This is a genomic window from Glycomyces sp. NRRL B-16210, from assembly GCF_000719515.1.
GTDB lineage: Bacteria > Actinomycetota > Actinomycetes > Mycobacteriales > Micromonosporaceae > Glycomyces.
In genome coordinates, this window is record NZ_JOGR01000014.1 from 68,648 (window position 1) to 94,266 (window position 25,619).

At 71.7% G+C, this 25,619-nt stretch carries 19 protein-coding genes; 5 read left to right on the plus strand and 14 right to left on the minus strand.

Translation table 11 applies throughout. The annotated features are described in order from the left end of the window. Positions 1–236: 236 nt before the first annotated feature. Positions 237–662 (minus strand): hypothetical protein, encoded by a 426-nt coding sequence (locus tag IF12_RS0120170; protein WP_133884096.1) that lies wholly within the window; start codon positions 660–662, stop codon positions 237–239. Positions 663–1,108: 446 nt separating this feature from the next. After that, positions 1,109–1,864, minus strand: coding sequence for a DedA family protein (locus IF12_RS0120175; RefSeq protein ID WP_081913783.1), 756 nt, complete (start codon positions 1,862–1,864; stop codon positions 1,109–1,111). Positions 1,865–2,089: 225 nt separating this feature from the next. Here IF12_RS0120175 and IF12_RS0120180 point away from each other — a divergent pair, with 225 nt between their 5' ends. Beyond that, positions 2,090–3,286: a hypothetical protein gene (locus IF12_RS0120180; RefSeq protein WP_030161678.1), complete on the plus strand. Its 1,197-nt coding sequence runs from the start codon at positions 2,090–2,092 to the stop codon at positions 3,284–3,286. Positions 3,287–3,307: 21 nt separating this feature from the next. On the opposite strand, the gene IF12_RS0120185 is transcribed toward IF12_RS0120180, so the two are convergent. From IF12_RS0120185 to IF12_RS0120200, 4 genes are all read right to left on the minus strand, one after another. Next, positions 3,308–4,150 carry a hypothetical protein gene (locus IF12_RS0120185; RefSeq protein ID WP_030161679.1) on the minus strand — a complete coding sequence of 281 codons (843 nt, stop codon included), beginning with the start codon at positions 4,148–4,150 and terminating at the stop codon, positions 3,308–3,310. A 162-nt stretch (positions 4,151–4,312) separates the two neighbouring features. After that, positions 4,313–4,672 carry a helix-turn-helix transcriptional regulator gene (locus IF12_RS0120190; protein ID WP_030161681.1) on the minus strand — a complete coding sequence of 120 codons (360 nt, stop codon included), beginning with the start codon at positions 4,670–4,672 and terminating at the stop codon, positions 4,313–4,315. Between the two features lie 570 nt (positions 4,673–5,242). Beyond that, positions 5,243–6,262, minus strand: coding sequence for a LacI family DNA-binding transcriptional regulator (locus tag IF12_RS0120195; RefSeq protein WP_030161683.1), 1,020 nt, complete (start codon positions 6,260–6,262; stop codon positions 5,243–5,245). A 34-nt stretch (positions 6,263–6,296) separates the two neighbouring features. Further along, positions 6,297–7,163, minus strand: a complete 867-nt coding sequence (locus tag IF12_RS0120200) for an HAD family phosphatase (RefSeq protein WP_081913784.1) — start codon at positions 7,161–7,163, stop codon at positions 6,297–6,299. Positions 7,164–7,471: 308 nt separating this feature from the next. Here IF12_RS0120200 and radA point away from each other — a divergent pair, with 308 nt between their 5' ends. Continuing rightward, a complete protein-coding gene (gene radA, locus IF12_RS0120205) occupies positions 7,472–8,878 on the plus strand; it encodes a DNA repair protein RadA (RefSeq protein ID WP_030161688.1) in 1,407 nt (468 codons plus the stop codon). 350 nt (positions 8,879–9,228) lie between these two features. Here radA and IF12_RS0120210 read toward each other — a convergent pair whose 3' ends face one another. Beyond that, entirely contained in the window at positions 9,229–11,955 is a 2,727-nt protein-coding gene (locus IF12_RS0120210; protein WP_030161695.1) for an AAA family ATPase, read from the minus strand. A gap of 568 nt (positions 11,956–12,523) precedes the next feature. Next, on the minus strand, positions 12,524–13,126 hold the full coding sequence (locus tag IF12_RS0120215) for an NADPH-dependent FMN reductase (RefSeq protein WP_030161697.1): 603 nt from the start codon (positions 13,124–13,126) through the stop codon (positions 12,524–12,526). Between the two features lie 211 nt (positions 13,127–13,337). Here IF12_RS0120215 and IF12_RS0120220 point away from each other — a divergent pair, with 211 nt between their 5' ends. Beyond that, positions 13,338–14,717, plus strand: a complete 1,380-nt coding sequence (locus IF12_RS0120220) for an MFS transporter (protein ID WP_166659548.1) — start codon at positions 13,338–13,340, stop codon at positions 14,715–14,717. Between the two features lie 10 nt (positions 14,718–14,727). Here IF12_RS0120220 and IF12_RS0120225 read toward each other — a convergent pair whose 3' ends face one another. Continuing rightward, positions 14,728–17,586 carry an AAA family ATPase gene (locus tag IF12_RS0120225; protein ID WP_051704665.1) on the minus strand — a complete coding sequence of 953 codons (2,859 nt, stop codon included), beginning with the start codon at positions 17,584–17,586 and terminating at the stop codon, positions 14,728–14,730. Positions 17,587–17,787: 201 nt separating this feature from the next. Here IF12_RS0120225 and IF12_RS0120230 point away from each other — a divergent pair, with 201 nt between their 5' ends. Beyond that, a complete protein-coding gene (locus IF12_RS0120230) occupies positions 17,788–18,474 on the plus strand; it encodes a hypothetical protein (protein ID WP_133884094.1) in 687 nt (228 codons plus the stop codon). A gap of 217 nt (positions 18,475–18,691) precedes the next feature. Here IF12_RS0120230 and IF12_RS0120235 read toward each other — a convergent pair whose 3' ends face one another. The 5 genes from IF12_RS0120235 to IF12_RS0120255 all read right to left on the minus strand — a co-directional run bounded on the left by IF12_RS0120235 (position 18,692) and on the right by IF12_RS0120255 (position 24,819). Then, positions 18,692–19,597, minus strand: a complete 906-nt coding sequence (locus IF12_RS0120235) for a hydroxymethylglutaryl-CoA lyase (RefSeq protein ID WP_030161705.1) — start codon at positions 19,595–19,597, stop codon at positions 18,692–18,694. 581 nt (positions 19,598–20,178) lie between these two features. Beyond that, positions 20,179–20,769, minus strand: coding sequence for a TetR/AcrR family transcriptional regulator (locus tag IF12_RS0120240; RefSeq protein WP_030161707.1), 591 nt, complete (start codon positions 20,767–20,769; stop codon positions 20,179–20,181). A 251-nt stretch (positions 20,770–21,020) separates the two neighbouring features. Then, the gene (locus IF12_RS0120245; protein WP_030161708.1) at positions 21,021–21,836 is read right to left on the minus strand and encodes a hypothetical protein; all 816 of its coding nucleotides are present in this window, start codon (positions 21,834–21,836) and stop codon (positions 21,021–21,023) included. Between the two features lie 111 nt (positions 21,837–21,947). After that, on the minus strand, positions 21,948–22,523 hold the full coding sequence (gene dcd, locus IF12_RS0120250) for a dCTP deaminase (RefSeq protein ID WP_030161710.1): 576 nt from the start codon (positions 22,521–22,523) through the stop codon (positions 21,948–21,950). A 169-nt stretch (positions 22,524–22,692) separates the two neighbouring features. Continuing rightward, positions 22,693–24,819: a hypothetical protein gene (locus IF12_RS0120255; protein ID WP_030161712.1), complete on the minus strand. Its 2,127-nt coding sequence runs from the start codon at positions 24,817–24,819 to the stop codon at positions 22,693–22,695. A gap of 95 nt (positions 24,820–24,914) precedes the next feature. Here IF12_RS0120255 and IF12_RS0120260 point away from each other — a divergent pair, with 95 nt between their 5' ends. Then, complete coding sequence (locus IF12_RS0120260) at positions 24,915–25,610, plus strand: glycosyltransferase family 2 protein (RefSeq protein ID WP_030161714.1); 696 nt, start codon at positions 24,915–24,917, stop codon at positions 25,608–25,610. Positions 25,611–25,619 lie beyond the last annotated feature (9 nt).

The following is a 25,619-nucleotide window of genomic DNA, read 5'->3' on the forward strand; positions in this document are numbered from 1 at the left end:
CGGGTGCTTCGGAACCGGGAGAGTTATGTGCTCGGCCGGTGGGCCGCCCGGAAGCGGCGCCCGCGCGGCGGCGCCGGGCCGGCGTCGCACCGCGCACCGGAACCGGTGCGCTTCGCGACGCGTGCTGGCGTTGCCGTGAGCGGGAGCGGACCCGGGCGGGCCCACAGGCCGTGGTCGACCGCGGCGCGGCGGATCATGCGCCTCGATCGGGGTGTTCCTGGTCGAAAAAGACTGATCTAGAAGGGCAGCGGGACCGGAAGGCCGCCGCCGAGTCCGCTGAGCAGGTCCGCCAGCGGGTTGCCGGCGTCCTGGGCCGGAACCTGGTCCGCCACCTGGTCGGCGGGAACGCCGTCCCTGGCCTCGGCGGTGGGGCTTGCGGGCACCACCGCGTCGAGCGGAAGCGCGTCAAGGCCGGGAACGGCGTCGACGGGGAGCGCGTTGAGTCCCGGCACCTTGCCGGTGACGCTGTTGGCCAGGCCACCGGCCACATCGGTGACCTGGTCGGGAGCGACCGGAAGCCCCCCGAGGGCCTCCGGAGTCGCCGCGACGAGGTCGCTCGATTCCTCGACGGCGGAGTCGGCGGCCTGAGCGGCCGTCCCCGCGAGCAGCAGAGCCCCCGTGGCGAGGCCTCCGACGAGGCCCGCCGTACGCGCAGTGCGCATCTTCATCTGCTTGTTGCCTTTCTCCGCACCGAACGGCACCGGTCGACGGCCTGGGTAGCAGCACGAATCGACCGCCGCGCGGTGCAAGATCGCTGAATTGTCAGTGGTTGACCAGCGGGCTCTGGCAGCGCGTTCGCCTTCCCGGCGTTCGCCTCTGCCGACTGCGGCTCCCAGCCGCGACCGCACCGGCTGGATCGCCGGCGGATCGAGAACCGCCCTCGCTGTCCGGTGGGCCGGTGACACTCCGGCCCGGCCGCGACGGGTTGGTGACGCGGCCACCCTGACTAACTGGACAGGCCGCGGCGCGGTTACGCCCAGACGCGAAGAAATTCGAAAACATTGCGACATTGGAGCCCACGAATGCGCGTGCGCCTCACCCGGCGGGCACGGACGCGAAACGGCCCTCCATCCGAAGATGAAGGGCCGCAGCTCGAATGAGCGAGGGGCTACTCGACGCGCCGCAGGATCATCGTGTCGGAGCGACCGGCGCCGCCCGCGTCGCCGCCCCGGCCGTCCTCGTCGCCGCCGCCGCGGCGCTTGCGGACGAGCTTGACCGTGCGCGAGACGATGAACCACAGGAACAGCAGCCCGATGAGACCGAGCACGATCTTGCTCAGGATGTCCGAGTACTGTGCCAGGACCGGCTCGATCGCCGGACCGAACGCGAAGCCCAGCCCGATCCAGATCGAGTTCCACACCACCGACCCCACCAGCGTGTAGCCGGTGAACTTCCAGAACGGCATCTTCTCGATCCCCGCGGGGACCGAGATCGCGCTGCGCACCAGCGGCAGGCACCGGCCCGCCATGACCGCGATGCCGCCCCACCTGGCGAAGAGCTGCTCCGACCGCTCGAAGTCCTTGAGCTCCAGCAGCGGCACCTTCTCGAACAGCCACCGGGTGCGCTCGCGACCGAACGCGTAGCCCACGTAATAGAGGATGTACGCGCCGGCCATCGAACCCAGGGCCGCGAAGAGCATCGCCAGCCAGAAGTTCATCTTCCCCTGGTAGGACAGGAAACCCGCCACGGGAAGGATCAGCTCGGAGGGGATGGGGGGGAAGACCGACTCGATCGCGAGGGCCAGCCCCACGCCGACCTCGCCGAACTTGTCGATCAGGCTGAGCACCCAGCCGATGATCCCGTCGTACTCATCGGCATGGGTGACGTCGCCTACGGAGGCCAGCGCCGCGGTCTGGCTGAGCAAGTTAGTCACGCCGCCAGCGTAGTCGGCCCTCCTGAACGCCCGCCTCGGTCATCTGACCGATCCTCGCGGCGGTCGCCCCGGCCCCCGCCGCGCAATCGAGCGGCCAGGTGTCACGGGGCGTGCGAGCCCAGGCCATACTTAGTGGTAATTCCGCGCTACTTACGGCTCGCACGCCCGGTGACGTCCCGTTCAGCGCTTGTCGGATCGCAGGTCGAGGGGGCTTCGATGAGTCGCACGGTCGGGCCGTACAGAGACGTCGCGACCATCCGCGTCGAAGGAGCCTACGAGCTGTGCGAGGGCCTCGACGAGAGCGGTCGCCCCGTCCAGATCCTCACCCTCGGCTCCACCTCCTCCAAGGACCCCGCCCGACGCGGCCTCCTGTCCGACACCGTCGCCTGGGCCTACGCCACCGCCGGCCCCGAGGACGCCCCGATCATGGTCGCCGACCTCGATGCCGAGCAGCCCTACGTCGTGGTCCTCCTCGACTCGCGCCTGCGCGGCGCCGACCGCATCATGGACCGGCTCCTGTCCCTCGGCCCCGCCACCGGGCCGCTCCCGGTCGGACCCGCCGCCGTCGCCCAGCGCGCCGCCCACCAGCTGGCGGCCGCGCAGCGGTCCGCCGCCCCCGCCTCCCCGGCCGGCCCCGCGAACCCCTCCTCGCCGCCGGTCTCCCCGAACGCCCGCGGCACCACCAGCGCGCAGCTGTCGCCGCCCGTGCTCATCATCACCGCGCCCAAACGCCGCTCGCAACTGCTGCCGATCCTCATCGGCATCGGCAGCGTCGTGCTCATCCTCGCGCTCGTCATCGGCGCCTGGATCCTGTGGAGCGCCTCCGGGTCGGACGAGGCGTCCGGCGACACCGGCGGCGAGGCCCCCGACACCGCCGAGGTCGACCGGGAGGCCGAAGCGCCCGCCGACGCCGGCGAGGAGCCCGCCCCGGTCGACCAGATGCCGCAGTGGGACCCCGAGGCCCCCGCCGAACGCGTCGGCGGCACCCTCTTCGAGTCCGGCGAGGCGACCCAGACCATCGCCTACGAGAACTGGCCGTTCGCCTTCAAGGTCCCAGGCGAGTACCGCTGCGAGGACCAGGGCCAGGTCGCGGTGTGCACCGCCGACGAGGGCGACAGCAAGCTCACCGTCGGCTGGGACGTCTGCCCCGACGACTGCCGGCGCGGCTCGCGCGAGCCGCTGCGCAGCGCCCTGCCGTACCAGCCGATGCAGGAGCTCCAGGACGGCGACATCGGCGTCTCCGAGCGCAACCAGGTGTTCCCGCGCTGGAGGGGGTCCCTGAGCGTGTTCGTCTCCTCCGCGGACGGGTCCTTCCACGCGTGGGCGACCGCCGACGTGGACGCCGAGCGCTCCGACGAGGCGTGGCAGGTCTTCAACGACGTGCTCAACCAGTCCCTCGCCAAGGAGGACTAGGAAGCCGACCGGCCCGTCCGTCTACTCGTTCGTGTACTCGTCCCAGCGCTGGAGGGCCGCTTCGATGGTCTCGGTGGAGGAGGGCGAGGTCTGCGGGATGCCCGGGCCGAGCCCGTGCTGGGCCAGCAGCTCGTAGTAGTGCTCGCTCCCGTAGGAGCGCACGAGGTTCTGGGCGGCCTCGCGCTCGGCGTCGCCGAGGCCGGCGCGCACGAGCATCGGGTACTCGAACTGGGCGACCTGGGCCGAGCCGGTGGGGGGCTGGAGTTCGTCGGTGCCCATGGCCGCGACCTCGGGGGCGGACATGACGGCGACGCCGTCGCCGCCTTCGACGGTGTGCTCGTCGACCTCGAACAGGATGATCCACATGAGGCTGGCGGGGTGGGTGCGCGGGTCCTGGAGCGCGACGTCCATGTCCCCGGGGTTGAGGTTGTCGGTGCTCTCGCCCGCGGGCATGGCGAGGCCGACCGCCGAGTTGGCGGTCGAGGGCTGGAGGATCTCCCACTCCTCGGCGAGGCCGGAGCCGGGGAGGTTGCGGCGCAGGGCGGTCTCGGGGATCCAGACGTCCGCGTCGGAGTCGGCGATCGCCTCGGCGGCGACGGCTTCGACGGTGATGTCGGCGCAGACGTCCGAGCCGCGCGAGGGGGCCCCGCCGCCGGCGGCGACGAAGTCCTGGAGCACCGCGGCGATCTCGGGGGCGGCGGCCACGTGGAGGTCGACCTCGGTCCCGCAGGACTGCACGTGGGCGATGGCCGCGTTCAGCGTGTAGGCCGTGACCGGCGCGAAGACGGCGAGCAGCGCCAGACCGCCGAGGACTCTGCGGCCCTCTTTCGTGAGGCGCCCACGTCTGCGATGTATGCCGGCCATGTGACGAGTGTATGACGTGGCGCAAGCGTAGTCGAGTTCACGTTTTTCAGTTTATTCTCATTTTCCCTGCGCGCGAAGGCGCGCCGGGCGGGCGGGAGCACGGCCGGCCAGGCGGATCACCGCTGGCTCAGCGCCGGGCCGGCCGTTCACTCTCGTTGGCCCTCAACGGCGCCGGGTGCGACGCTTCGGGGGCGTCAGCAGGTCGGCGACGATGCGCATCGTCTCGGGGACGAGGCGGAAGTAGGCCCACACGCCGCGCTTGTCCCGCTGGACGACCCCGGCCTCGGCCAGGATGCGCAAGTGGTGGCTCACTGTCGGTTGCGACAGGCCGAGTGGTTCTGTCAACTCGGCCACGCAGGCCTCCTGCTCGGGTGAGGCCTGGATCAGGCTGATGAGCTGAAGGCGGTTCGGGTCCGCGAGTGCCTTGAGGACACCCGCGATGCGCTCGGCGTCCGATTGGGAGAGCGTCTCTCCGCTCACCGGCGAGACGGGCGTCTCTGCTTCGACGGTGACTCGCACCATGATCGTGTTCCTTCCGGATTGGTTCCAGCCGGAACCGGACGAGGCCGCACTGCCATTAATCCAGTTCCAACCTTGAATATGCCCTCGCGGTGTGGCCGGGCGGTAACGACGACGCTTCCGGCTCGCAAAGGCTTTCGGTTTCCGTGGATCGCGACCGGGCCGCACCAAGTCCCGTATCGAAATCCACTGCCGAGATTACGCCCGCCGTGCCAACGAAACCACCGCCGTTCGGTGATCGATTCGCAGGCCACGGCCGAGATTATTCAGTTAAAGCCGCACTACCAGGAGCTATATCTACATTTAACTATATTTAAGCGTTTTCCGAATCTCGGGTGAGATGAGATTCACGCCGGGCTATGGATCGAAGTCCCAATATATAGAACATCACTGATCAGAAGCCTATCGCGCGGAACGCTCCGGCGTCGCCCCCCAGGGGTTTCAGAGCGGTTACATGATCTTGAAAATTCTCACATTATTCGGAGGCCGAGACGAAGAACGGGGCCCGATGGGCCCCGTGTCCTGACTCGCGAAGTGCGTCCCCCGACTGGGAATCGCGTTGCGACGCGCCGCTCAGTCGCGGGGACTCGCGGTGGAGGCGCGGCGGATGAGCTCGGCCTCGACGTCGATCTCCTCGGGGTACTCCTCCTCCTCGACCAGGGCCGCCTCGAGCGCTTTGACGCCCATGTCGTGCAGCGGCAGGGCGACGGTGGTGAGCGAGGGGGTCAGGTCGCGCACGACCGGGATGTCGTCGAAGCCGGCCACCGAGACCTGCTCGGGGATGCTCACCCCGCCCTCGCGCAGGGCCGTGCACAGACCGGTGGCCTGCACGTCCGAGGTCACGAACACGGCGGTGGGCAGCGGGCCGCCCTCGAGGAGCGTCCGCCCGGCCTCGTAGCCGCCGTCGCGGCTGAACTCGGCCGCCACGTGCACGACCTCGGCGTCCTCCGGCAGCGCCGCCAGGAAGCCCTCGCGCCGCTCGCGCACCACCTGGAGCTGTTCGGGACCGGCGACCATCGCGAAGCGGCGGTGGCCGAGTTCGACCAGGTAGCGGGCCAGGCCCGCCGCGCCCTCGCGGTTGGCCGGGCGCACCACGCGCCCGGGCAGGCCCGGCTGGCCCACGCTGACCACGGTCGCGCCCAGTTCCAACAGGTCCGAGAGGTGCTCGGAGAGGCGCTGCTCGGCGGCCTTGTCGGTGGTCCGCGAACCGGCCACGATCACCGCGCGCGGGCGGTAGCCGCGCAGGGAGTCCAGGTGCTGCACCTCGGAGTCGGGGTCGATGCCGGTGTCGGCGATGAGCACGCGGACGTTGCGCCGGGCGGCCTCGGCGAGCACGCCGCCGGCGATCTGGCCGAAGTAGGGGTCGGTCACGTCGTGCAAAAGCAAGGCCACGGTCTGCGAGGTAGCGCGCGCGAGTACCTGCGCGCCGACGTTCGGGGCGTAGCGCAACCGGCGAGCCGCCTCGCGCACCCGCTCGCTGAGCTGATCGCTCACCCGGTGAGGGGAACCGTTGAGCACGCGGGAGGCGGTGGCCACCGAGACACCGGCGGCTCGGGCGACATCGGCCAATCGGGCCGGTTGTTTGCGTTCCATCTCGCTGAGGCTACCCACTGGAGGAAAGCGCTGCTCAAGCAGTCCGGAGACGCCGTTCCCTCCATACGCGCCACACCACATACGCCACAGCCGCAACACCGACTCCGGCGGCGGCGACCTTGAGCGGGCTCGGCCCCGACAGCGGCTGGCGCAGCGCCACGGGCCGCCGGAACGTCAGCTGGGGCCAGCCCTCCTCGAGCGCGAGGCGGCGCAGGCCCCGGTCGGGGTTGACCGCGCGCGGGAACCCGACGGTGCGCAGCATCGGCTCGTCGGTGATCGAGTCGGAGTACGCGAAGGACGCTTCGAGGTCGATGCCGCGCTCGGAGGCGAACTTGTGGATCGCCTCGGCCTTCGCCGGGCCGGCGGCGTAGAAGTCGACCTCGCCGGTGTAGCGGCCGTCAGCGCCGATCACCATGCGGGTGGCGATGACGTCGGTGGCCCCGAGCATCCGCCCGATCGGCGCGACCATCTCCTCGCCGGAGGCGCTCACCAGGACGACGGCGCGACCGGCCGAGCGGTGCGCCTCGATCAGGGCCGCGGCCTCGGCGTAGACGGCGGGGGCGATGAGCTCGTCGAGGGTCTCGGCGATGATCGCGCGGACCTCCTCGGAGGGCCAGCCGCGCGAGAGCTCCGCGACGTAGTCGCGGGTGCGGGCCATCTGCGCCTCGTCGCCGGAGCCGCCGAGCCGGAAGAGGAGGTGGGAGTAGGCGACCTTGAGGACGTCGCGGCGGGCGAGCAGGCCGCCGCGGTAGAGCGGCCGCGAGAAGGCGAGCGTGCTGGCCTTGGCGATCACGGTCTTGTCGAGGTCGAAGAAGGCCGCGCCGGGCCGCGCCCGGGACGGGGCCAGCACCGGTTCGAGCGGGAGTGCCGGTGAGCCGTTGATCGGCTCCACTGCGTTCATGACGCAAGTCTAGACAGAACGGCAAGCCCGTTTCGAGCACTTGTCGCACCGCCCCGGCGGTGTCGCGAGGAAGGGATACGAAGGCACGCCGAACCCGGACAGGAGCCGTATCGCGAACCCCCGATACAAGGGTGGCGCGGGGGTACGACATTCCATTGCGGTCGACGCCGCCGATGCGACCGAGGTCACCGAACCGTTCTCTTCCGTACTCCCAGGCTCAAATACGAGAGTTCGTCGAGGCCCACCGCACCGTCTCGCGCCAGCGCGCTCGAACGCGGATTGTCGGCGGCGGGCCGTAGGCTGGCGCCATGTCGAAGAGCCAGCGAGTCGCCTACGCCTGCGGCGCATGCGGCGTACGGGTCCCCAAATGGGTCGGGCAGTGCCCCGACTGCGGCGAATGGGGCTCCATGGAGGAGACCGCGGCCCCGCCCCGCCAATCCCTCGGCCCCAAATCCGCCGCCCCCACCGGCGCGCGCCGCCCCGCCAAACCCGCCCAACGCATCGGCACCGTCTCCGCCGCCCAGGCGGCCAGCCTGCCCACCGGCATCGGCGAGTTCGACCGCGTCATGGGCGGCGGCCTCGTCCCCGGCGGCGTCACCCTCATCTCCGGTGAGCCCGGGGTCGGCAAGTCCACGCTCCTCCTCGAAGTCGCCCACCGCTTCGGCGAGGCCGGCTACGGCAAGGCGCTCGTCGCGACCGGCGAGGAGTCGGCCTCGCAGGTCCGCCGCCGCGCCGACCGCACCGGCTGCCTCTCCGAGGAGCTCTACCTCGCGGCCGAGACCGACCTCGGCGCCGTCCTCGGGCACGTCGAGGACGTCCAACCCTCCCTGCTCATCCTCGACTCCGTCCAGACCGTGATCGCCCCCGACACCGACGGCGTCCCCGGCGGCGTCACCCAGGTCAAGGCCGTCGCGAGCGCCATCACCGGCGAGGCCAAGCTGCGCAACATGGCCGTGATCCTCGTCGGACACGTGACCAAGGACGGCGGGATCGCCGGACCCCGGGCCCTGGAGCACCTGGTCGACACCGTCGTCCACTTCGAGGGCGACCGGCATTCGATGCTGCGGCTGCTGCGCGGGGTCAAGAACCGATTCGGGCCTGCCGACGAGGTCGGCTGCTTCGAGATGACCGAGGACGGCATCATCTCGCTCGCCGACCCCTCAGGCCTGTTCCTCGACGACGCGCCGACCGAGCCGACCCCGGGCACCTGCGTGACGGTGACGATGGAGGGGCGCCGGGCGGTGCCGGTGGAGGTCCAGGCGCTGCTGGGGAAGTCGGTGAAGGACGGCGCGATCCCGCGGCACACCGTGTCGGGCCTCGACCAGGCCCGGTTGAACATGGTCCTGGCGGTGCTGACGCGCCGCGGCGGGATGCGCCTGCTCGACCGGGAGGTGTACGCGACGACGATCGGCGGGATCCGGGTGCGGGAGCCCGCTTCGGACCTGGCGCTGGCGTTGGCGTTGGTAAGTGCGGAGCAGGAGATCGCGGTGAGCGCGGATCTGGTGGCGATCGGCGAGGTGAGCCTGACCGGCCAGGTGCGACGGACTGTGAACGCCGACCGACGGATCAACGAGGCGGCGCGGCTGGGGTTCAAGACCGCGATCGTGCCGAAGGGTTCGGTGGCGGAACGGCATCGCGGTATCGAGGTGGTCGAGGTGGAGACGATCAACGACGCGAAGCAGGCTGCGGCGCGATCCTGGGCCCGCCGAGGCTGAGCGCGCGGCAGGCAGCAACGTCAAGGCGCGACCGGCCGCCTCGCAAAAAGCGCACGGGCCCGAAGTCTGAACACGTAACCCGGCACTCGGCCGACCGTCCCGCAAGAAGCGCACGAACCCGAGGTCCCAACCTGCAACCCGGCGCGACCGACCGCTTCGCAAGAAGCGCACGGGCCCGCAGTCCCAACCCGTAACCCAGCGCAACCCGGCGCGGCCGGGCGCCTCGTAAATAGCGCACTGGTCCCAAGCCCCAACCGGCAACCCGGCGCTGAACCAGCCGCTCCACCTCGGACACATGGGATCATAGTCCGATCACTCCGTGACGGATCGGGTTCACAATCCATGCGGGGCTAAAGCCCGAGCTTGGCCAGTTCGTTCCGCGAGGCCACGCCCAGCTTCGGGTACGCCTTGTATAGGTGATACCCGGCGGTCCTGGGGCTCAGGTAGAGCTGCTCGCCGATCTCGCGGTTGCTCAGGCCCGCAGCCGCGAGTCGGACGACTTGCAGCTCTTGCGGCGTGAGCTTGTCTGCCAGGTCCGGGGCGGCCTCGACGGGGCCGGCGTCGCCTGCGGCGCGCAGTTCCCGGCGCACCCGCTCGGCCCAGGGTTCGGCCCCGAGCCGTTCGAAGACCGCTGCGGCCGAACGCAAGCGCGTCTTGGCCTCATTGACGCGTCGGGCGCGGCGCAGCCATTCGCCGAGCACGAGGTCGGTGCGGGCGGTCTCGAACGGGTGCCCTTCGGCCTCCTTGTGGAGTGCGGCGGCCCGCTCGAAATGCGCCCCGGCCTCGGCCTCGCCGGCCAGGAGGCCGCGAGTGCGTTCGACCACGGCCGCGAGGTGCGGGTGGCCGCCGGCTTCGGCCCATTCGGTGTACCAGGCGAAGGCGTCGGCGGTCCGCTCCGGTTCGCCGGTGCGCACGGCCGCCTCGACGGCGACCGGCACGTAGGCGAGGGCGTCTCCCGGGGCGTTCGAGTCGAGGTGGTTCATGAGCCGGTCGAGGGCTTCCTCATTGCGGCCCAGGGAGAAATCGAGCAGCGCGAACGCGGTGTCGATGGTGACGGCGGTGTCGGGCGGCGAGTCGGCGCGGGCGGCCTCGACGAGTTCGCGGACGCGTTCCTCCTCGCCGCGCAGGGCCGCGATCGGGGCGAGGATGTAGGCGCGGGCCTTGACGAGCCCGATGGGCTGCCCGAGTTCGGTGGAGAGGTCCATGGCGTTGGCGGCCATGGCCTCCGCGTCCTTCCAACGGCCGCGTTCGAGTTCGGTCATGCCGCCGAGCACGAGCGCCCGGGGCAGGGCCCCGGCCGCGCCGGTCTGTCGGGCGACGCGGACGGTCTCGGCGGCGGTGCGCTCGGCGGCGTCGATGTCGCCGATGAGGGTCTGCCACCAGGCGACCATCGCGCGGTTCTCAGGGGTGACGGAGGCGCCGAAGCCGACATGGATGTCCACCAGTCCGCGCAGGGCCGCAACGGCTTCGGTGATCGAGACGGTGCAGGAGCGGTTGAAGCCGGCGGTGGCCTTGGCGAGGTCGCGCACCCACGGGGAGTGCGCGATCTCCAGACGCTCGGCGTGCTCGGCGGCGACCTCCGCGCGGGAGAAGTCCCCTGCCTGCCAGGCGAGTTCGACGGCGCGGAACAGCGGGTACCCGGCCGCCTCGGGCTGGGCGGCGGTGTAGTGGTCAGCCGCTTCCATGTAGAGCCGGTAGGCCTCGCGCACGTCGTTGTTCCACGAGGCGACCATGGCTGCGATGAGCGTGGCGCGGGCGTGGACGGAGCGGTCGCTCGTGGACTGGCCGATCGCGGCGCACAGCGCCCAGGCCTTGGGGCCGTTGCCGCCCGCGGCGGCCGCCTCGGCGGCGCGCAGCAGTCGCCTGCCGCGTTCGGGCCCTTCGGGAGTGAACTCGGCGGCGCGTTCGAACACGGCGTACTCGACGTTGTGCCCGCCGCAGGTCGAGGCGCATTCGGCCGAGGCCTCCAGGGCGGCGGCGACGCTCTCGTCGGGCCCGGTCGCGGCGGCGGCGAGGTGGAACGGCCGCCGGTGATCCTCAGACTCGAGGACGTCGGCGAAGATGCGGTGCGCTTCGAGGCGGCGGAACACCGGCGCGCCCTGGTAGGCGGCGGTGCGGATGAGCGGGTGCCCGAAGGTGAACCGGCCGCCCTCGTAGCGGACGAGGTCGTCGGCCTCGGCCGGGGCGAGGTCGGTGAGGGCCGCTCCGAGTTTCGCAGCGGCGTCCAGGACCAGGCCGGTGTCGGCGGTGTCGTCGGCGGCGATGAGCAGCAGCAGGGTGCGGGTCGCCTCGGGCAGCCGTTCGATGCGGTCGCCGAAGACCTGCTTGAGGCGGCTCGTGGTCGAGCGCGGCGCGGTCCAGTCGGCGGCCAGGCGCACGTCCGACTCGACCGGCGGGAGTTCGAGGAGGGCCAGCGGATTGCCTTCTGCGGAGCGCAGGATGCGGTTTCTGGACGTGTAGGACAGTCCTTTGAGGCGTTCGCCGAGCAGGGCTCCGGAGGCGGCTTCGTCCAACGGGCCCAGGCGCATCTCGTCGAGGCCGGGCGTCGGGAAGTCGGGCGCGTAGCCCTCTCGGACCAGGAGGAGCATCGCGACCGATTCGGCGGCAAGGCGTTTGGCGATGAACAGCAGCACCGCGGCCGAGTCCGGGTCGAGCCAGTGCGCGTCGTCCACAATAGTCAACACTGGTCGATGCGACGCGGCCTCGGCCAGGAGGCTCAGCGCCGCGAGGCCGACGGTGAACCGCAGATCCCCAGGGGGCGAGGCCTTGTCGGGGACCGCGGACAGGCCGAGGACGCGCGAGAGCACGCACGCGTGATGCTCCGGGATCGCCTCCAAGTGGCCCGCGAGCGGCAGCAAGAGCGCCTGGAGTCCCGCGAAGGACCAGGAGTGCTCGGACTCGACTCCGGTGCAGCGCAGCACGGTGAAGCCCTCGGCGGCCTCGGCGGCGGCCGCCGCCAGGCTCGACTTGCCGATCCCCGCTTCGCCGCGCACCACCAGCGACGACCCGCTCCCCGCCCGAGCGGCGGCGATGCGGGCGGCGAGGGCGGCGGTCTCCGTGTCACGTCCGTACAGCACGCTCCAACGGTACCGCCGAACGCCCGATTCGCCCGGTCCCCGGACCCGGTCCTAGGACGTATTGACGACCGGTCCGAGACGGTCGCCGTGCCCGGTTCGAGCCGCTGCACCGGGGCCGTCCGGGCGCACCGTCAGCAACGGGCATCGGGGCGGTTTCCCAGTTCAGCGGGGTCGCGGAGGGCCTCCCCGGCCTGGGTGTTCTCGGGGAGGCCCTCGACGCTTCGAGCAGGCATTCCGGCGGGTCGCTACGCCTGCGGCGGGTGCGGTGTGCGGGTCCCCGAATGGGTCGGGCAGTGTTCCGACTGCGGCGAACGGGGCCCCATGGGAGCAACCGCGGCCCCGCCGAAATCCCGGCTGCCCACCCGCGCACGCCGCCGCGCCGAACCCGCCCAACGCATCGGCCGCGCCCGCAGTACGGAGACGGCGGTTGTGGACGGGGCCCCGGAGTACGACTGAGCCCGGCCCCACCCGTAGTACGGGGACGGCAGCGGCGCGCCTCGGTCAGCGCCTGCCCTCGCCACTCCAGCTCCTCCAAGAGCTTCGTCGCGCCCGGGCATCGGCCGCGCCCCTAGTACGGGGACGGCAGCGGTGCGGCCCGGCGCGCCTCAGTCAGCGCCCGCCCCCACCACTCCAGCTCCTCCAGGAGCTTCGTCGCGCCCGGCTCCTCCTCGTCGAACTTGGTGAAATCGCCGTTCGCGTCGAAGTGCTGGTAGAACCGCGGGAACGCGATCGAGTTGCGGATCGTGAACGTCCGCAGCTCCGGGAAGATCTGCCGCAGGTGCTGCGCCGCGTTCTGCCCACCGGTGGTCTTGCCGCCGTAGGTGACCAGCGCGACGGGCTTGGCGGCCCACTCGTTCATGTAGTAGTCGATGGCGTGCTTGAGCGGCGCCGGGATCGACATGTTGTACTCGCCGGTGACCACGACGAACGCGTCCGCGCGGTGCAACCGCTCCGACAGGGCCGCGACCGGCCCGGTCGGGTCGCCCTCGGTCGACCACATGTCGCGCTCGGCGAGGTGCTGGGGCAGGTCGGCGTCGAGCAGGTCGATGAGGTCGACCTCGAAGCCGCCGTGCCGCTCGGCGAGGTCGGCGATCCACTTGGCGGGCACCGGCCCCCAGCGGCCCTCGCGGGTGGTCCCGATGATGACGCCCAGGTTCAGCTTGTCGCTCATGGTGCTGCACTCCTCCAGTCTCTGCGGCGGTCCTCACCGCCCGGAACCGAAGCTACGGACGGTCCGACCGGTCCGACATCTGTCGGTCGACTGGCCCGCGACCGGCCCGGTCACGCCCGGGCGACGTGCGGGCGCGTGCGCCGCGACCGGTCGCGCGGTTCGGTCGAACGACAGATGCGGGCCCCGTCGCACCCGCCCTAGCGTGGCCGCCATGACCACCACAGCACCGGCGGCCCAGGAGGCCGCCACCACCCGTTGGGCGGCAATCGTCGCCGTCGGATTCGCCCAGCTCGTCGTCGCCGGCGGCATGTCCAGCCTCGCGGTGGCCCTGCCGCTGATCCGCACCGAGTTCTCGGTGACCGAGGCGGCCACCGCCTGGGTCCTGCTCGCCTACGCCCTGCCCGTCGGGGCCGTCGCGATCGCCGCCGGGCGCCTCGCCGACCGCGCCGACCTGCGCGCGGTCGCCGTGTTCGCGATGGCCGCACTCGGCATCGGCTCGGTCGCAGCCGCGCTCGCCCCGAGCTTCGCGACCCTCCTGGCCGCCCGCGCGTTCGCCGGGCTCCTCGGCGGCCTCCTGTTCGGCATGACCGGCCGCATCATCGTGACCTCGGCCGCGCCCGCTCGACGCGGCCGGGCGATGTCGGTCATCGCGCTGCTCATGACCATCGGCGGGATGGGCATGGTCGGCGCGGGCGGGTTCATCGTGGCGGCCTTCGACTGGCGCGGCCTGTTCTGGGTCTTCGCGGTGCTCTCGGCCGCCGCCGTCGCGGCCGTCGCGGTCGCGGTGCCCAGCAACGGGACGGGCCTGCCCCGGCCCGACCGGACCCTGCTGAGCGACACGGCGACCTCGGGCGGGGCGATCGTCGCGTTCCTCCTCGCGTTCGAGTACGTGGACTCCTCGCCGTGGATCGCCGCGGGGGCGTTCGCGGCGAGCATCGCCCTGGGGACGCTGTGGGTGCGCCGGCCCTCCTCGGCGCCGACTGTGGCGCTGCTGCGGTCGCCGCAGATGGCCGGGGCGCTGCTGAGCCTCACGTTGCTGTCGGCGGTGACCGGGCTGCTCAACTTCAGCCTCCCGTTCCTGCTCACCGACGTGCAGCGGCTGCGGCCCGAACTCGTGTCGACGGTGATGCTCACGTTCATCGGCGGGGTCGCGGTGATGACGCCGCTCGCCGGATGGCTGGCCGACCGCTTCGGCCCCGGCCGCGTCTCGATGGCCGGGGCGGGCCTGGTGGTCGCGGGAGTCGTGCCGCTGCTGTTCGTCGACGAGACGACCGGCCTGTTCGGTCTCGGAGCGCGGATCGGCCTGCTGGGCTTGGCGTTCGGGATCTTCAACACCCCGATGAACACGCACCTGCTGGCCTCGGCGCCGGCCGACCAGTCGGGCACGGCCGGGGCGTTCATGGCCACGACCCGCACGATCGGGACCTCGCTGGGACCGGTGATCGCCGCTCTGGCCTGGGGCCTGGGCGCGACGGCCGTGGACGGCTACCGGCTCTCGGCGTGGACCGTGGCGGCGATCCTGGTCCTCGGCGCGGCCTTGCAGGCGACGACGAAGCCTTGGCGCGCACCGGTTCCGGCGCGGGCCGCGTGATCCGGTGCGGTCACAGGTCCAGTTTGGCCAGTTCGGTCCGCGAGGAGACGCCGAGCTTCGGGTAGGCGTTGTACAGGTGGTAGCCGACCGTCCTCGGGCTGACGAACAACTGCTCGCCGATCTGGCGATTGGTGAGCCCGTCCGCGGCCAGTCGGACCACCTGGAGCTCCTGCGGGGTCAGCAGTTCGGCCAGGTCCGGTTTGGACTCGACCGCGGTCGAGTCGCCCGCGGCGCGCAGTTCCCCTTGGGCCCGTTGGGTCCAGGGGGCCGCGCCGAGTCGCTCGAAGACCTCGGTGGCCTCGCGCAGGTGCGCTCGGGCCTCGTTGATGCGCCGCACCCGGCGCAGCCACTCGCCGTAGACGAGTTCGGTGCGGGCCCGCTCGAACGGGTCGATGTCGTCGGCCCGGTGCAGCTCCACGGCCCGCGCGAAGTGCGCCCCGGCCTCGGCCTCGGTCGCCATGAGCGCCCGGCAGCGTTCGACCAGGGCCTCCCAGTAGGAGCGGCCGGTGGCGTCGGCCCAGTCGGCGAACCAGTCGAAGGCCGCTTTGACCTCGCCGAGCCTCCCGGACCGGAACGCGGCCTCGACCAGGGTCGGGACCTGCGTGAGCACCTCCATCGGGGTGAGCCCCTCGGCGATGCGCAGCAACCGGTCGAACGCGGCCTCATAGCGCCCGAGCCCCAGTTCCAGCAGGCCCAGGGCGGTGTCGGCGGGGATCACCGAGTCCTCGGGGGCGTCCTCGATCGCGGCGGCGACGAGTTCGCGGCAGCGCTTCTCCTCGCCGCGGATCGCGGCGATCGGCAGCAGGACCCAGATGCGCCCCTGCATGAGCGCCCGGCGGTCGTTCTGCTCGTGGGCCAGCTCTATGGCGCTCGAAGCCGAGGCCTGAGCGTCCGCATACCGTCCATAATGGAACTGCGTCTGGGCGTGCACCAGCAGCGCCTGCACGAGCGGGCTCAGCGCGCCGCGCTCGCGGCACTCGCGCACCTGCACGGCCGCAGCGAGGTTCGCGGCCGGCACGTCCCCGGCGAGGAACCGCCAGCGCGCGGCCAGCACCTGGTCGAAGGCCTTGAAGTCCTCGTGGAGCGGCTGGTAGTAGTCGTAGAGCGAGCGGAGGGCGTCGACGGCCTCCCCGGCGGTGTCGTCGGGCTGGCGGTTGAGTCCGGCGGCGGCGCGCGCGAGGCGGCGCACCCAGGCGTTGTTGGAACCGCCGTATTTCGAAGCGAGCGAGGAGGCGTACTTGACCTTCGCGAAATCGCCGGTCTCCCAGGCGTTCCAGACGCCGCGCAGCAGCGGGTAGCCGGTGTTCTCGTGGCCGGTGGCGGCGTAGTGCTCGGCCGATTCCATCCAGACGTCGAAACCCTTGGAGTGGCCGGCCCAGGAGAGGATCGTGGCGCGGATGAGGGCGGTGCGGGCGAGGAGCACGTGGTCGTCGGTGAGGCGCTCGGCCGCTTCGGCGAGTTCGACGGCCTTGCCGGTCATGCCTGCGGCGTAAGCGGTCTGGGAGGCGAGGACGAGTCTGCGGGCCCGCTGGTAGTGGTCGGGGGTGAAGCTGGCGGCGCGTTCGAGCGCGGCCATCTCGGCGACGCAGCCGCCTCGTTCGGCCTCATAGGAGGCGATGGACTCGAGTGCGGCGGCGGCCTTCTCGTCGAGGCCGGTGGTGGCGGCGGCGAGGTGGCGGGCGGCGCGGATGTCGTCGTCGCCGAACGCCTCGGACAGGGCGCGGTGCGCTTCGATGCGGCGGGCCCTGGGGGCCGAGTGGTAGGCGGTGGAGCGGATCAGCGGGTGCACGAATTCGATGCGGCCGCGGTGGTACCGCACCAGATCGTCCACTTCGGCCGGTTCGAGGTCGGCGAGGCTCGACCCGAGATGCGCTGCGGCCTCGGCGATCACGGCGGTCTCGCCGGTCTCCTCGGCGGCGGCGAGCAGGATGATCGTGCGGGTGCACTCGGGCAGGGCGATGATCCGCTCGGTGAACGCCTGCTTGATGCGGGAGGTCGTGGAGTAGCGGCTGTTGGAGGTGTCGGCGCGCAGCAGCGACTCCTCGTTGTCGGCGGCCGGGAGCTCCAGGAGCGCCAGCGGGTTCCCCTCGGCCATGCGCAGGATCCAGTCGCGGCTGGTGAAGGGGATCTCGTCGGCGCGCATATCGAGGATCGCCTGGGAGGAGTCGAGGTCGAGCGGGCCGAGGGTGAGCTCGGGGATGCCCGGGGCCGGGAAGTCGGGGGCGAAGCCGTCGCGCACGACCAGGACCATCGTGATCGACTCGGTCGACATGCGCCTGGCGGCGAACAGGAGCGCGTTGGTGGAGTCGCGGTCGAGCCAGTGGGCGTCGTCGATGACCACGTACACCGGCTGCTTCGCGGAGGCGTCCACGAGCAGGTTGAGCAGGGCGAGCCCGACCTGGAGGGAGTGGGGGCGCCCGGCGCCGTCGCCCATGCCCAGGGCGGTGCGCAGGGCCTCGGCCTGGGCGGCCGGGAGGAGGTCGATGCGGTGCAGCAGCGGGTGGAGCAGCATCTGGAGGCCGGCGTAGGACCAGGTGTGCTCGGCTTCGACGCCGAGGGTGCGCAGGACGGTGAACCCGTCGGCGCGGGGGATCACGGCGTCGACGATCGCGGACTTGCCGATGCCCGGCTCGCCGCGCACGACCAGGGCGCCGCCGTGGCCGACGCGGGCGCCGTCGAGGAGCGCCTGGATCGTGTCGAGCTCGGCGTCCCGACCGTAGAGAACGGTGCGGGTGGCGTGTTCGGGCGATTCGCACAGCGTGGGCGAGGCGTCGTCGCAGACGACGGGATCGATGCTCGCGGCGGCGCGGGACGCGGGGCCCCGGGGTGCGCGCGCGGTGGTGGTGGCGGGGCTCGGCTTGGACCGCACGGCGACTCCATCCTCAGGACGACCGGGGACCGATCAAGCGTATCCGCGGTGCGGCCCCGATCGCATCTGTCATTCGACTGGGGTCGACCGGGGTCGGTTTGACCTGGTGGAACGCGCAGGCATACCGGGGTCGGGGACCGGTCGCCGGGCCCGGTCGTCCGACTGGGGACGGCGGGCCCGAACGGACTTAGCGTCGTGTCCATGACCGCTTCGATCGAGATCCGCGAGCCCCGCCGCCAGGCGGCGGCGTGGCCGAGCACGGCGCGCACGGAGACGGCGCGTTCTGAGACGGCACCGTTGCAGGCAGCCGGCTGGGGAACGTCCCGGTGGGGCTCGGCGCTTCGGGCGGCGGGCGCGCAGGCGGTCGCCTTCGCGGCTCCGGTGGTGACCGTGCTCCTGGCCGGCGACATCGCCGCGGGCACGGCTGCCGGAACGGGTTCGCGGCTGTGGCCGATCGGGGCGTGCGCGGTCGGTTTCGTGCTGGCCGCCAACGGTTCACGGCGCTCAGGCGAGTCGGCCCGGGCCCGCACGACCGGAACGGTCGCGTTGGGGGCGTTGGCCTTCGCCACGGCCGGGCTGGCGCTCGCGCCGGGGCTGGGCGCCGTCGGCTTCGCCGTGGCGGTGGCCGCGGCCGGAGTGCTCGGGGTCGCCTCGGGCGCGGTGGTCGCGGTGGCCGGCAGGGTGATGGCGCAGGCCGAGGTCGGCGACGGTTCGGCGTCGGTCGGGCTTTCGGCGGCGGCGCTGCTGGCGGGGATCGTGGCCGGGTCGGGGGCGCTGGCCGCGCTGCCGCTGTGGGGCTGGAGAGGCGTGTTCGTCCTCGTCGCGGTCGCGGGCGCGCTCGCGGCGTGGCGGTTCGCGGCACTTGTCCCTTCGGAGCGTGCGCGTTAGCGAACTGTTACGTGAGCTTCGACAGAAATCGACGTGGTTTCCGAGGTTCGGGTGCCACGATGAGTCGTCCGGGTATTCGGAGGTTTTACCCGGCACGCGGGCACCGGCCGTCCTGTGGCGGTGTCCGAGACGAGGGCTCCGGGGAGGTTCGAGACCCCGGGGCCCTCACTTCGCGTCCGCCCCGGTATTGCTGTGCCGCAGGCCTTCGGGCGACGCGTCACGGCTTCGGGGAGAGCTTGGTCCTGGGGCCGGCGCGGAGCACGCCGGATTCGAGCGGGCGGGCGACGATCTCCTGCGCGAGTTCGGCGGTGCGGATGAGGGCCGGGAGGTCCACGCCGGTCTCCACGCCCATGTCGTGGAGCATGTGGACCACCTCTTCGGTGGCGACGTTGCCGGAGGCGCCCGGCGCGAACGGGCAGCCGCCAATGCCGCCGACGCTGGCGTCGAACTCGACGATGCCGCGGTCGAGCGCGGTGAGGAGGTTCGCCAGCGCGGTCCCGCGGGTGTCGTGGAAGTGCATGAGTTTGGGCAGGTCGGTGTCGATCGCGTCGAGCAGGTCGGTGACGCGGCGGGGCGTGCCCATGCCGGTGGTGTCGCCGAAGGCGACCCGTCCGGCCCCGGCGGCTTCGGCGGCCTCGACGATGCGGGCGACCTTGGCGGGGGCGATGTCGCCTTCGAAGGGGCAGCCGAAGCTGGTGGCGATGATGACCTCGACCGAGCCGAGGTGTTCGCGGGCGAGCGCGCAGATGTCGGGGAGTTCGGCGAGCGACTCGGCGACGCTGCGGCCGATGTTGGCGCGGTTGTGGGTCTCGGAGGCGGAGACGACGACCTCGACGGCGGTGAGCCCGGCGTCGAGGGCGCGTTGGACGCCTTTGCGGTTGGGGGCGAGGGCGCTGTAGCGGATGCCGGGGTGCTTCTCGACCGCGGCCCACACTTCGGCGGCGTCGGCCATCTGCGGGACGGCCTTGGGGCTGACGAAGCTGACGGCTTCGATGCGGGAGAGGCCGGTGCGGGCGAGTGCGTCGATGAGGCGGATCTTGTCGGCGGTGGGCACGGGCGGTTCGTTCTGGAGGCCGTCGCGGGGGGCGACCTCGCGCAGGACGACCCGATCGGGTTGGTGCATGGTCCCGCCTTCCAGTGCCGACGTCGACGGTGCGGCACGGGTGCCGCACCGTGCCCATGCTAACCCGCGATCCCGAATATCGAGACGGGCGTGTCAGGGAGTTTCCCCACAAATCGGGCACAAGCAGCGCCCCCGATACGAGGGTGACACGGGGGTCCGACAAGGCGTTTCGGCGACCTCGCCGGCCGCAGGCGGCAGGCGGCAGGTGATTCGAGGATCCGGGCGAGTCTCGGAGCGTCACGGCAAATCGGACATCACCTGCACCCCCGATACGAGGGTGACACCAGGGTCCGACATGCGGCCGGCAGGCGCCCCGAAGGGGCGCTGGCAGCCGCGCGCTTGAGCGCGGATCGCCGATCCGTGGGACCCGCAACGGTCACGGTGGAGCGGGCCGGCGGGAGGCGGCGGGCGGTGCGAGAACCGCGGACGCGTAAGCGGGTCCGTGCGGACTCGCGGCGGCGCTAGCTCGGTGGCCCCGAATGCGGGCCCGTAGGCCGGGCGGCCGTGAACCCGGTAGTCCCGCATCGCAACCCGGATCGCGGGCCCGTAGGCTGCGGGCGGGTGCGAGTGTTGCGGCCTTGTCAGCCGGGGTCTAGGGCTCTCAGGGCCGCTGCGCGCAGGAGCGCCGCCGTCTCGTCGGCGCTGACCTCTTGGCCCAGTGACAGGTACGGCGTCGAGTTCATCAGGCCGAACGCGCCGTGCGCGAGCACCCTCGCCTGCTCGGGCTTCAAGCCCGGCCGCAGCCGGCACAGCACCCCCACCCACTCCTCCACATACACGCGCTGGAGCTTGCGCACCTCCCGGCGCGGCTCCTCCGGCAGCCGGTCGAGCTCGTGCAGATGCAGGATGACGATCTCCGGCGAGTCGATGACGACCTCCAAATGGAAGTCCACCAACGCCTCCAGCGCCGCCTGCGGGTCCTCCGAGTGCAGCGACGCCCAATGCCTTCCACCGGCGAGCAGCCGCTCCGATACGGGGATCAGCGCATCGGCGAGCATCTGCTCCTTGCCGCCCTTGAAGTGGTGGTACAGGGCCGGGCCGGTGATCGAGGCGGCCGCGCCGATGTCGTCCATCGAGACCCCGTGGTAGCCGTGCTTGGCGAGCAGTCCGACCGCGACGTCGAGGATCTCGCGCCGGCGTTTCGAACCGCCGCGACTGCCTGCTTCATGCATCTCCACCACCAAGAGGTTACTCGGACGTATGAGTGCGGGCACGGAGCAAAAGCCCCCTTTCGCGGGGCGCGCCCACCCCCGATTCACTCCGGCCTCCCTTGTGCCCCGGGCCCGGACGCGAAGCGGCCGCACCCCGTTCCCGGAGTGCGGCCGGCGTTCGGGCCGCGGTTCCCGCCGTGGTGCAAGGCGGGTCGCGCGGCGCGGTGCTCGACGCTGCGGGAGGCCAGACACATCGCCTCCCGTCGCGATCGCTAATGCTCGGTCGGGTGCGCCCGGCGCTCGGCTTCGGCGTCCGCCGCCTCGCCCATGGCGCCGGCCACGGGTGCCTGCGTGTCCGCCGACGCCCCGTACCGTTCCGAACTGTAGGTCTGCGACATCGAGGCGGTCGCGTCCGCCCCTCCGGTCGCGTCCTTCATCTTGCCCGCCTCGTCCTCGGCGCTGTTGAGCATCCGCTCCCAGCGCTCGCGCATCGGCGCGATGAGGCCGCCGCCGACGCCGACGATGGTCACGCCCGCGACGATCGACAGGACCGTCCACATGATCGGCGTGGTCACGGTGGTGGCGATGCCGACCTGGCCGAACGCGGCGACCGCGCCGAAGAAGATGATCGCGACCTGGCAGATGCGGGCCACGACGTTGCCGTAGCTGGTCTCCGACAGCGTGCCGCTGACGAGACTGTGCACGGCGTTCGCGATCGCGAAGGCGACCACGACGATGACAAGTGCGACGAACAGCAGCGGCAGCCACGACACGAGCTGGTTGAGCAGGGTCGAGACCGGGTTGGTCCCGAACGCCCCGAACGCCAGTTGCAGCGTGAACAGCAGCAGCGCGAAGTAGACGAGCCTGCCGAGCAGGTCGCTCAGCTCGAATTTCCCGGTGAAGCGACGCAGGCCCGATTTGTCGCCGACCTTGTCGAGACCGACCTTGTGCAGCAGTTTGCCGACGAGTTTGCCGATCCATTTGGCGACGATCCAGCCGATGACCAGGATCGCCAGGAACGCCAGCGCACGCGGCAGGAACGCGACGACGCTGTCCATCATGTTCTGGAAGCTCTGCGAGATGTCCATGACCGGAGCGTAAGCCTGATATTGCCCGTATTCAGGCGTTTCGCAGGAGTTACTCCTGACATGGATGTAGTTATGGGCGCTCGCTCCGGTGGTCGCGGCGCGCGGCGGGGCCTACGTCGGCCAAGTGCGCCAGTGCATCCAGGACTTGGAGGGGGTCGGTCCGCGCTGGTCCTGGTAGCGGGAGAAATTCGCCCCGGCGCCGTAGGGGTTCTCGGCGGGGCTGGAGAGTTTGAACAGGCAGAGCTGGCCGATCTTCATGCCCGGCCACAGGGTGATGGGCAGGTTCGCGACGTTGGAGAGCTCCAGGGTGACGTGCCCGGAGAAGCCCGGGTCGATGAACCCGGCGGTGGAGTGGGTGAGCAGGCCGAGCCTGCCGAGGCTGGACTTGCCTTCGAGGCGGGCGGCGAGGTCGGCCGGGAGGGTGATGACCTCGAGGGTGGAGGCGAGGACGAACTCGCCGGGGTGGAGCACGAACGGCTCGTCGCCGGTGACGTCGACGGCGGTGGTGAGTTCGTCCTGCTGCATGGCCGGGTCGATGTGGGTGTACTTCTGGTTGTTGAAGACCCGGAAGCGCCGGTCGAGGCGGACGTCGATGCTGGAGGGCTGCACGAGCTCGCCCTCGAAGGGCTCGATGCCGAGGCGGCCGTTCTTGACGGCATCGATGATGTCGCGATCGCTAAGCAGCATGCGCCCAGGCTAGCGGGCTCGCCCCGGGGCGGTCACGGGTGTCTAGTGCACTAGAAAAAGAACGTTCAGTGCACTAGAAATCTCAACCGTCGGCAAGGCGGCGCTCAGGTCCACGCGGGCCTGCGGGAAGGCGCGCCTTCGCGGACCGCACGGCCGCGTCGGCCCCGCGTCAGTCCGGGCTCGGCGGGAGCGCCCAGGCCACGACGCCCCGTTCGTGGAACTCCCAGCCCTCGGGGGTGAGGGTGCGGCATTCGTCGAGGTCTTCGGCGCAGACGATCGCGTCGACCGCGGCCGGGTCGGCCGGTTCGTGCCCGGGCACGACCGACTGGAGGGCGACCAGTTCGGTCCCGTCCGGCAGCAGGACCCACCAGGCGTACTCCCACGAGTCGTTGCCTTGGACGATGCCGACCGTGTCGGGCTCGGCCGCGGCGACGGCCGCGGCGGCCTCCTCGAACTGCGGGAGCCATTCGAGGCGCCGCACGAAGCGCTCCTCGTTGTCGGTGAGGCTGAAGACCGAGAAGGCCCCGGCGAGGCGCCGCGGGTAGCCGTAGGCGACCGTGAGCAGCCCGGCGACCGAGGCGAGGACGGTGAAGACCGCGATGAGGGCGCAGGCGGCGCGGCGGCGGCGTTGCGCGCCGACCGTCGCGGCGAAGCCCTTGACGAGGTGCGCCGCGAGCAGGCCCACTGCGGGTGCGCCGAGGACGACCAGGAACAGCGTGAGCCGGTTGATCCACGGCTGCCAGGCGACGGTGCAGGCGACCCCGACGAACGCGAACGCGAGCGCGGCGGCGTAGGCGCGGCGCAGTCCCGGGCCCTTGACGGCGAACCAGATGAGCCCGGCGATCGCGGCGAGCCCGGTGAGCGGGGAGGCGGCGCGGTCCTCGTCGGGGTACCAGGCGGCGACGGGGAACCGCGTGTCGCCGAAGGTGGTCCGCGGGTCGTTGAGGTCGACGCCGAGGAGGTTCGCGAAGGCGCCGATGCCGGCGGCCGCAGCGTCGGAGAGCGGCAGGATCGGCGTGTCGAGGCCGGTCTGGGCGATGCGCAGGGAGTTGACCGCGATCAGGCGCGGGTCGGCGGTCTGGACGCCGATGGACTCGCGGAGCATCGGCGGGCCGAGCGGGTGCCCGAACGTCTCCTGCATCCGCAGCAGGAACGGCCCCACCAGGGTCAGGGCGATCAGGAGGACCGCGACAGAGGCGAGGACGGTCTTGGCGCGCGATTCGAGCGCCCGGGAGGCGTCCGCGCGGGTGCACGCGCTCGCGCCGCGCCCGCACAGGCAGGCGCGGCGGCGCCGGCCGTCGCGCACGAGCCGTCCGATGCCCCAGATGAGCAGGAGCGGCGCTGCGGCGAGCAGGCCGGTGGTCTTGGTGACGGCGATGAGGCCGAGTGCGAGCCCCAGATAGAAGGCGTCGGCGTGCGGGACGGGCGCGCGCAGGAGCGCGCCGGCCCTGGCGGCCTCTCCGGGCCGGGTGAACTCGTCGAGGACGACCGTGGCGAGGCAGGCGACCCAGGCGGCGGCGACGAGGTCGACCTGGGTGCTGGAGGCCTGGAGCAGCACCTCGGGGGTGGTGGCGAGGACGAAGACGGTGGCGAACTGGGCCATCGGGCCGCCGCCGAGCTGGGCGGCGATGCGGGAGGCGGCGAGGGCCGCGCCGATCCCGGCGAGGTATTGCAGCAGGTTGTAGGCGCCGTCGCCGCCGGTGAGGAGCCGGGCGTGGGTGAGGAGGTACTCGGAGCCGGGGCCGAGGTCGACCTGGCGGTGGATGTCGGTGGGGAACACGGCGACCGAGGCCTGCTGGACCCAGTGCTCGATGCGCGGCAGGTGGTAGGTCTGGGAGTCGAAGTTGTTGGGCGCGGAGCTGATCGCGAGGACGGCGACGCTGATGGAGAGGATCGCGACGACGCAGGCGAGCGCCCACTGCCACGCCGGGGCCGCCGCGGCGGCGGACTTGGTGCGGCGCCAGGTGCGGCGGGTCGCGCCGCGCCTGCTGCGCAGCTCGCTGCGGAGGGCGTAGAGCGACTGGCCGCGCTCGTCGGGGGCGACGTCGCGGACGCAGCGCGCCAGCACCGCGGCCACGACCGCCACAGAGGCGACAATCCAGGCGATCAGGACAGACGCCGCGGTGAGCGCGGTGAACGCCGAAAGCGCTTCGACGACCGCGATCCCGAAGGCGCCCAGCAGCAGAGCGGCGCGGACGACGGCGAGGCGGGCGGGCGCGATCACCGCCCCCTCGCGGGGGCGGAGGGCGTAGGCGAGCGCCGGGAGCAGAACGAGGAGCCACAGGACGGGCAGCACCGCTCCATTCAACACGACCGTCCCGGCGGGTGGCGCTCTGGCGGCTGCGCGTTAAGGTTATGGAATCGTGTTCGGACGCGCGGGATGGAGCAGCAATGCTGTTGTCGGTGCTGGTCCCGGTTTTCAATGAGGAACGACTCGCGGCCGGGACGCTCAAGGAACTGCTCGCCGTGGAATTCCCGTGCGAGACCGAAGTGGTCGCGGTCGACGACGGCTCGCGAGACCGCTCCTGGGAGGTCCTCCAATCCTTTGAGGACAATGAGCGGGTGCGGCTGATCCGCCACGACCGCAACAAGGGCAAGGGCGCGGCCATCCGCACCGCGGCGAAGGCCGCGCTGGGCGACTACGTGGTCGTGTTCGACGCCGACGGCGAATACGACGCCGCCGACCTGCCCAGACTCCTCACCCCCGTGCTGGAGGGCAAGGCCGAGGTGGTCTACGGGTCGCGCTCGTTCGGGTCGCACTCGGCGTACTCGTTCTGGTACGTCATGGGCAACAAGGGCATCACCCTCGCGGCGAACATCCTGTTCAACTCGTACATCTCGGATCTGGAGACCTGCTACAAGCTCCTGCCGAGGCAGATGTACCTGGACATGAACATCCGCTCGGGCGGTTTCGGCATGGAGGCCGAACTGACGGCGAAGCTGCTCAAGAAGGGCATCCGGCCCTACGAGGTGCCCATTTCCTACACCGCGCGCAGCCGCGAAGAGGGCAAGAAGATCACCTGGACGGACGGCGTCCAGGCCCTGTGGCTCCTCGGACGCGAGCGGGTCCGCCGCACCCGCCGCTGAAGCGGCGCG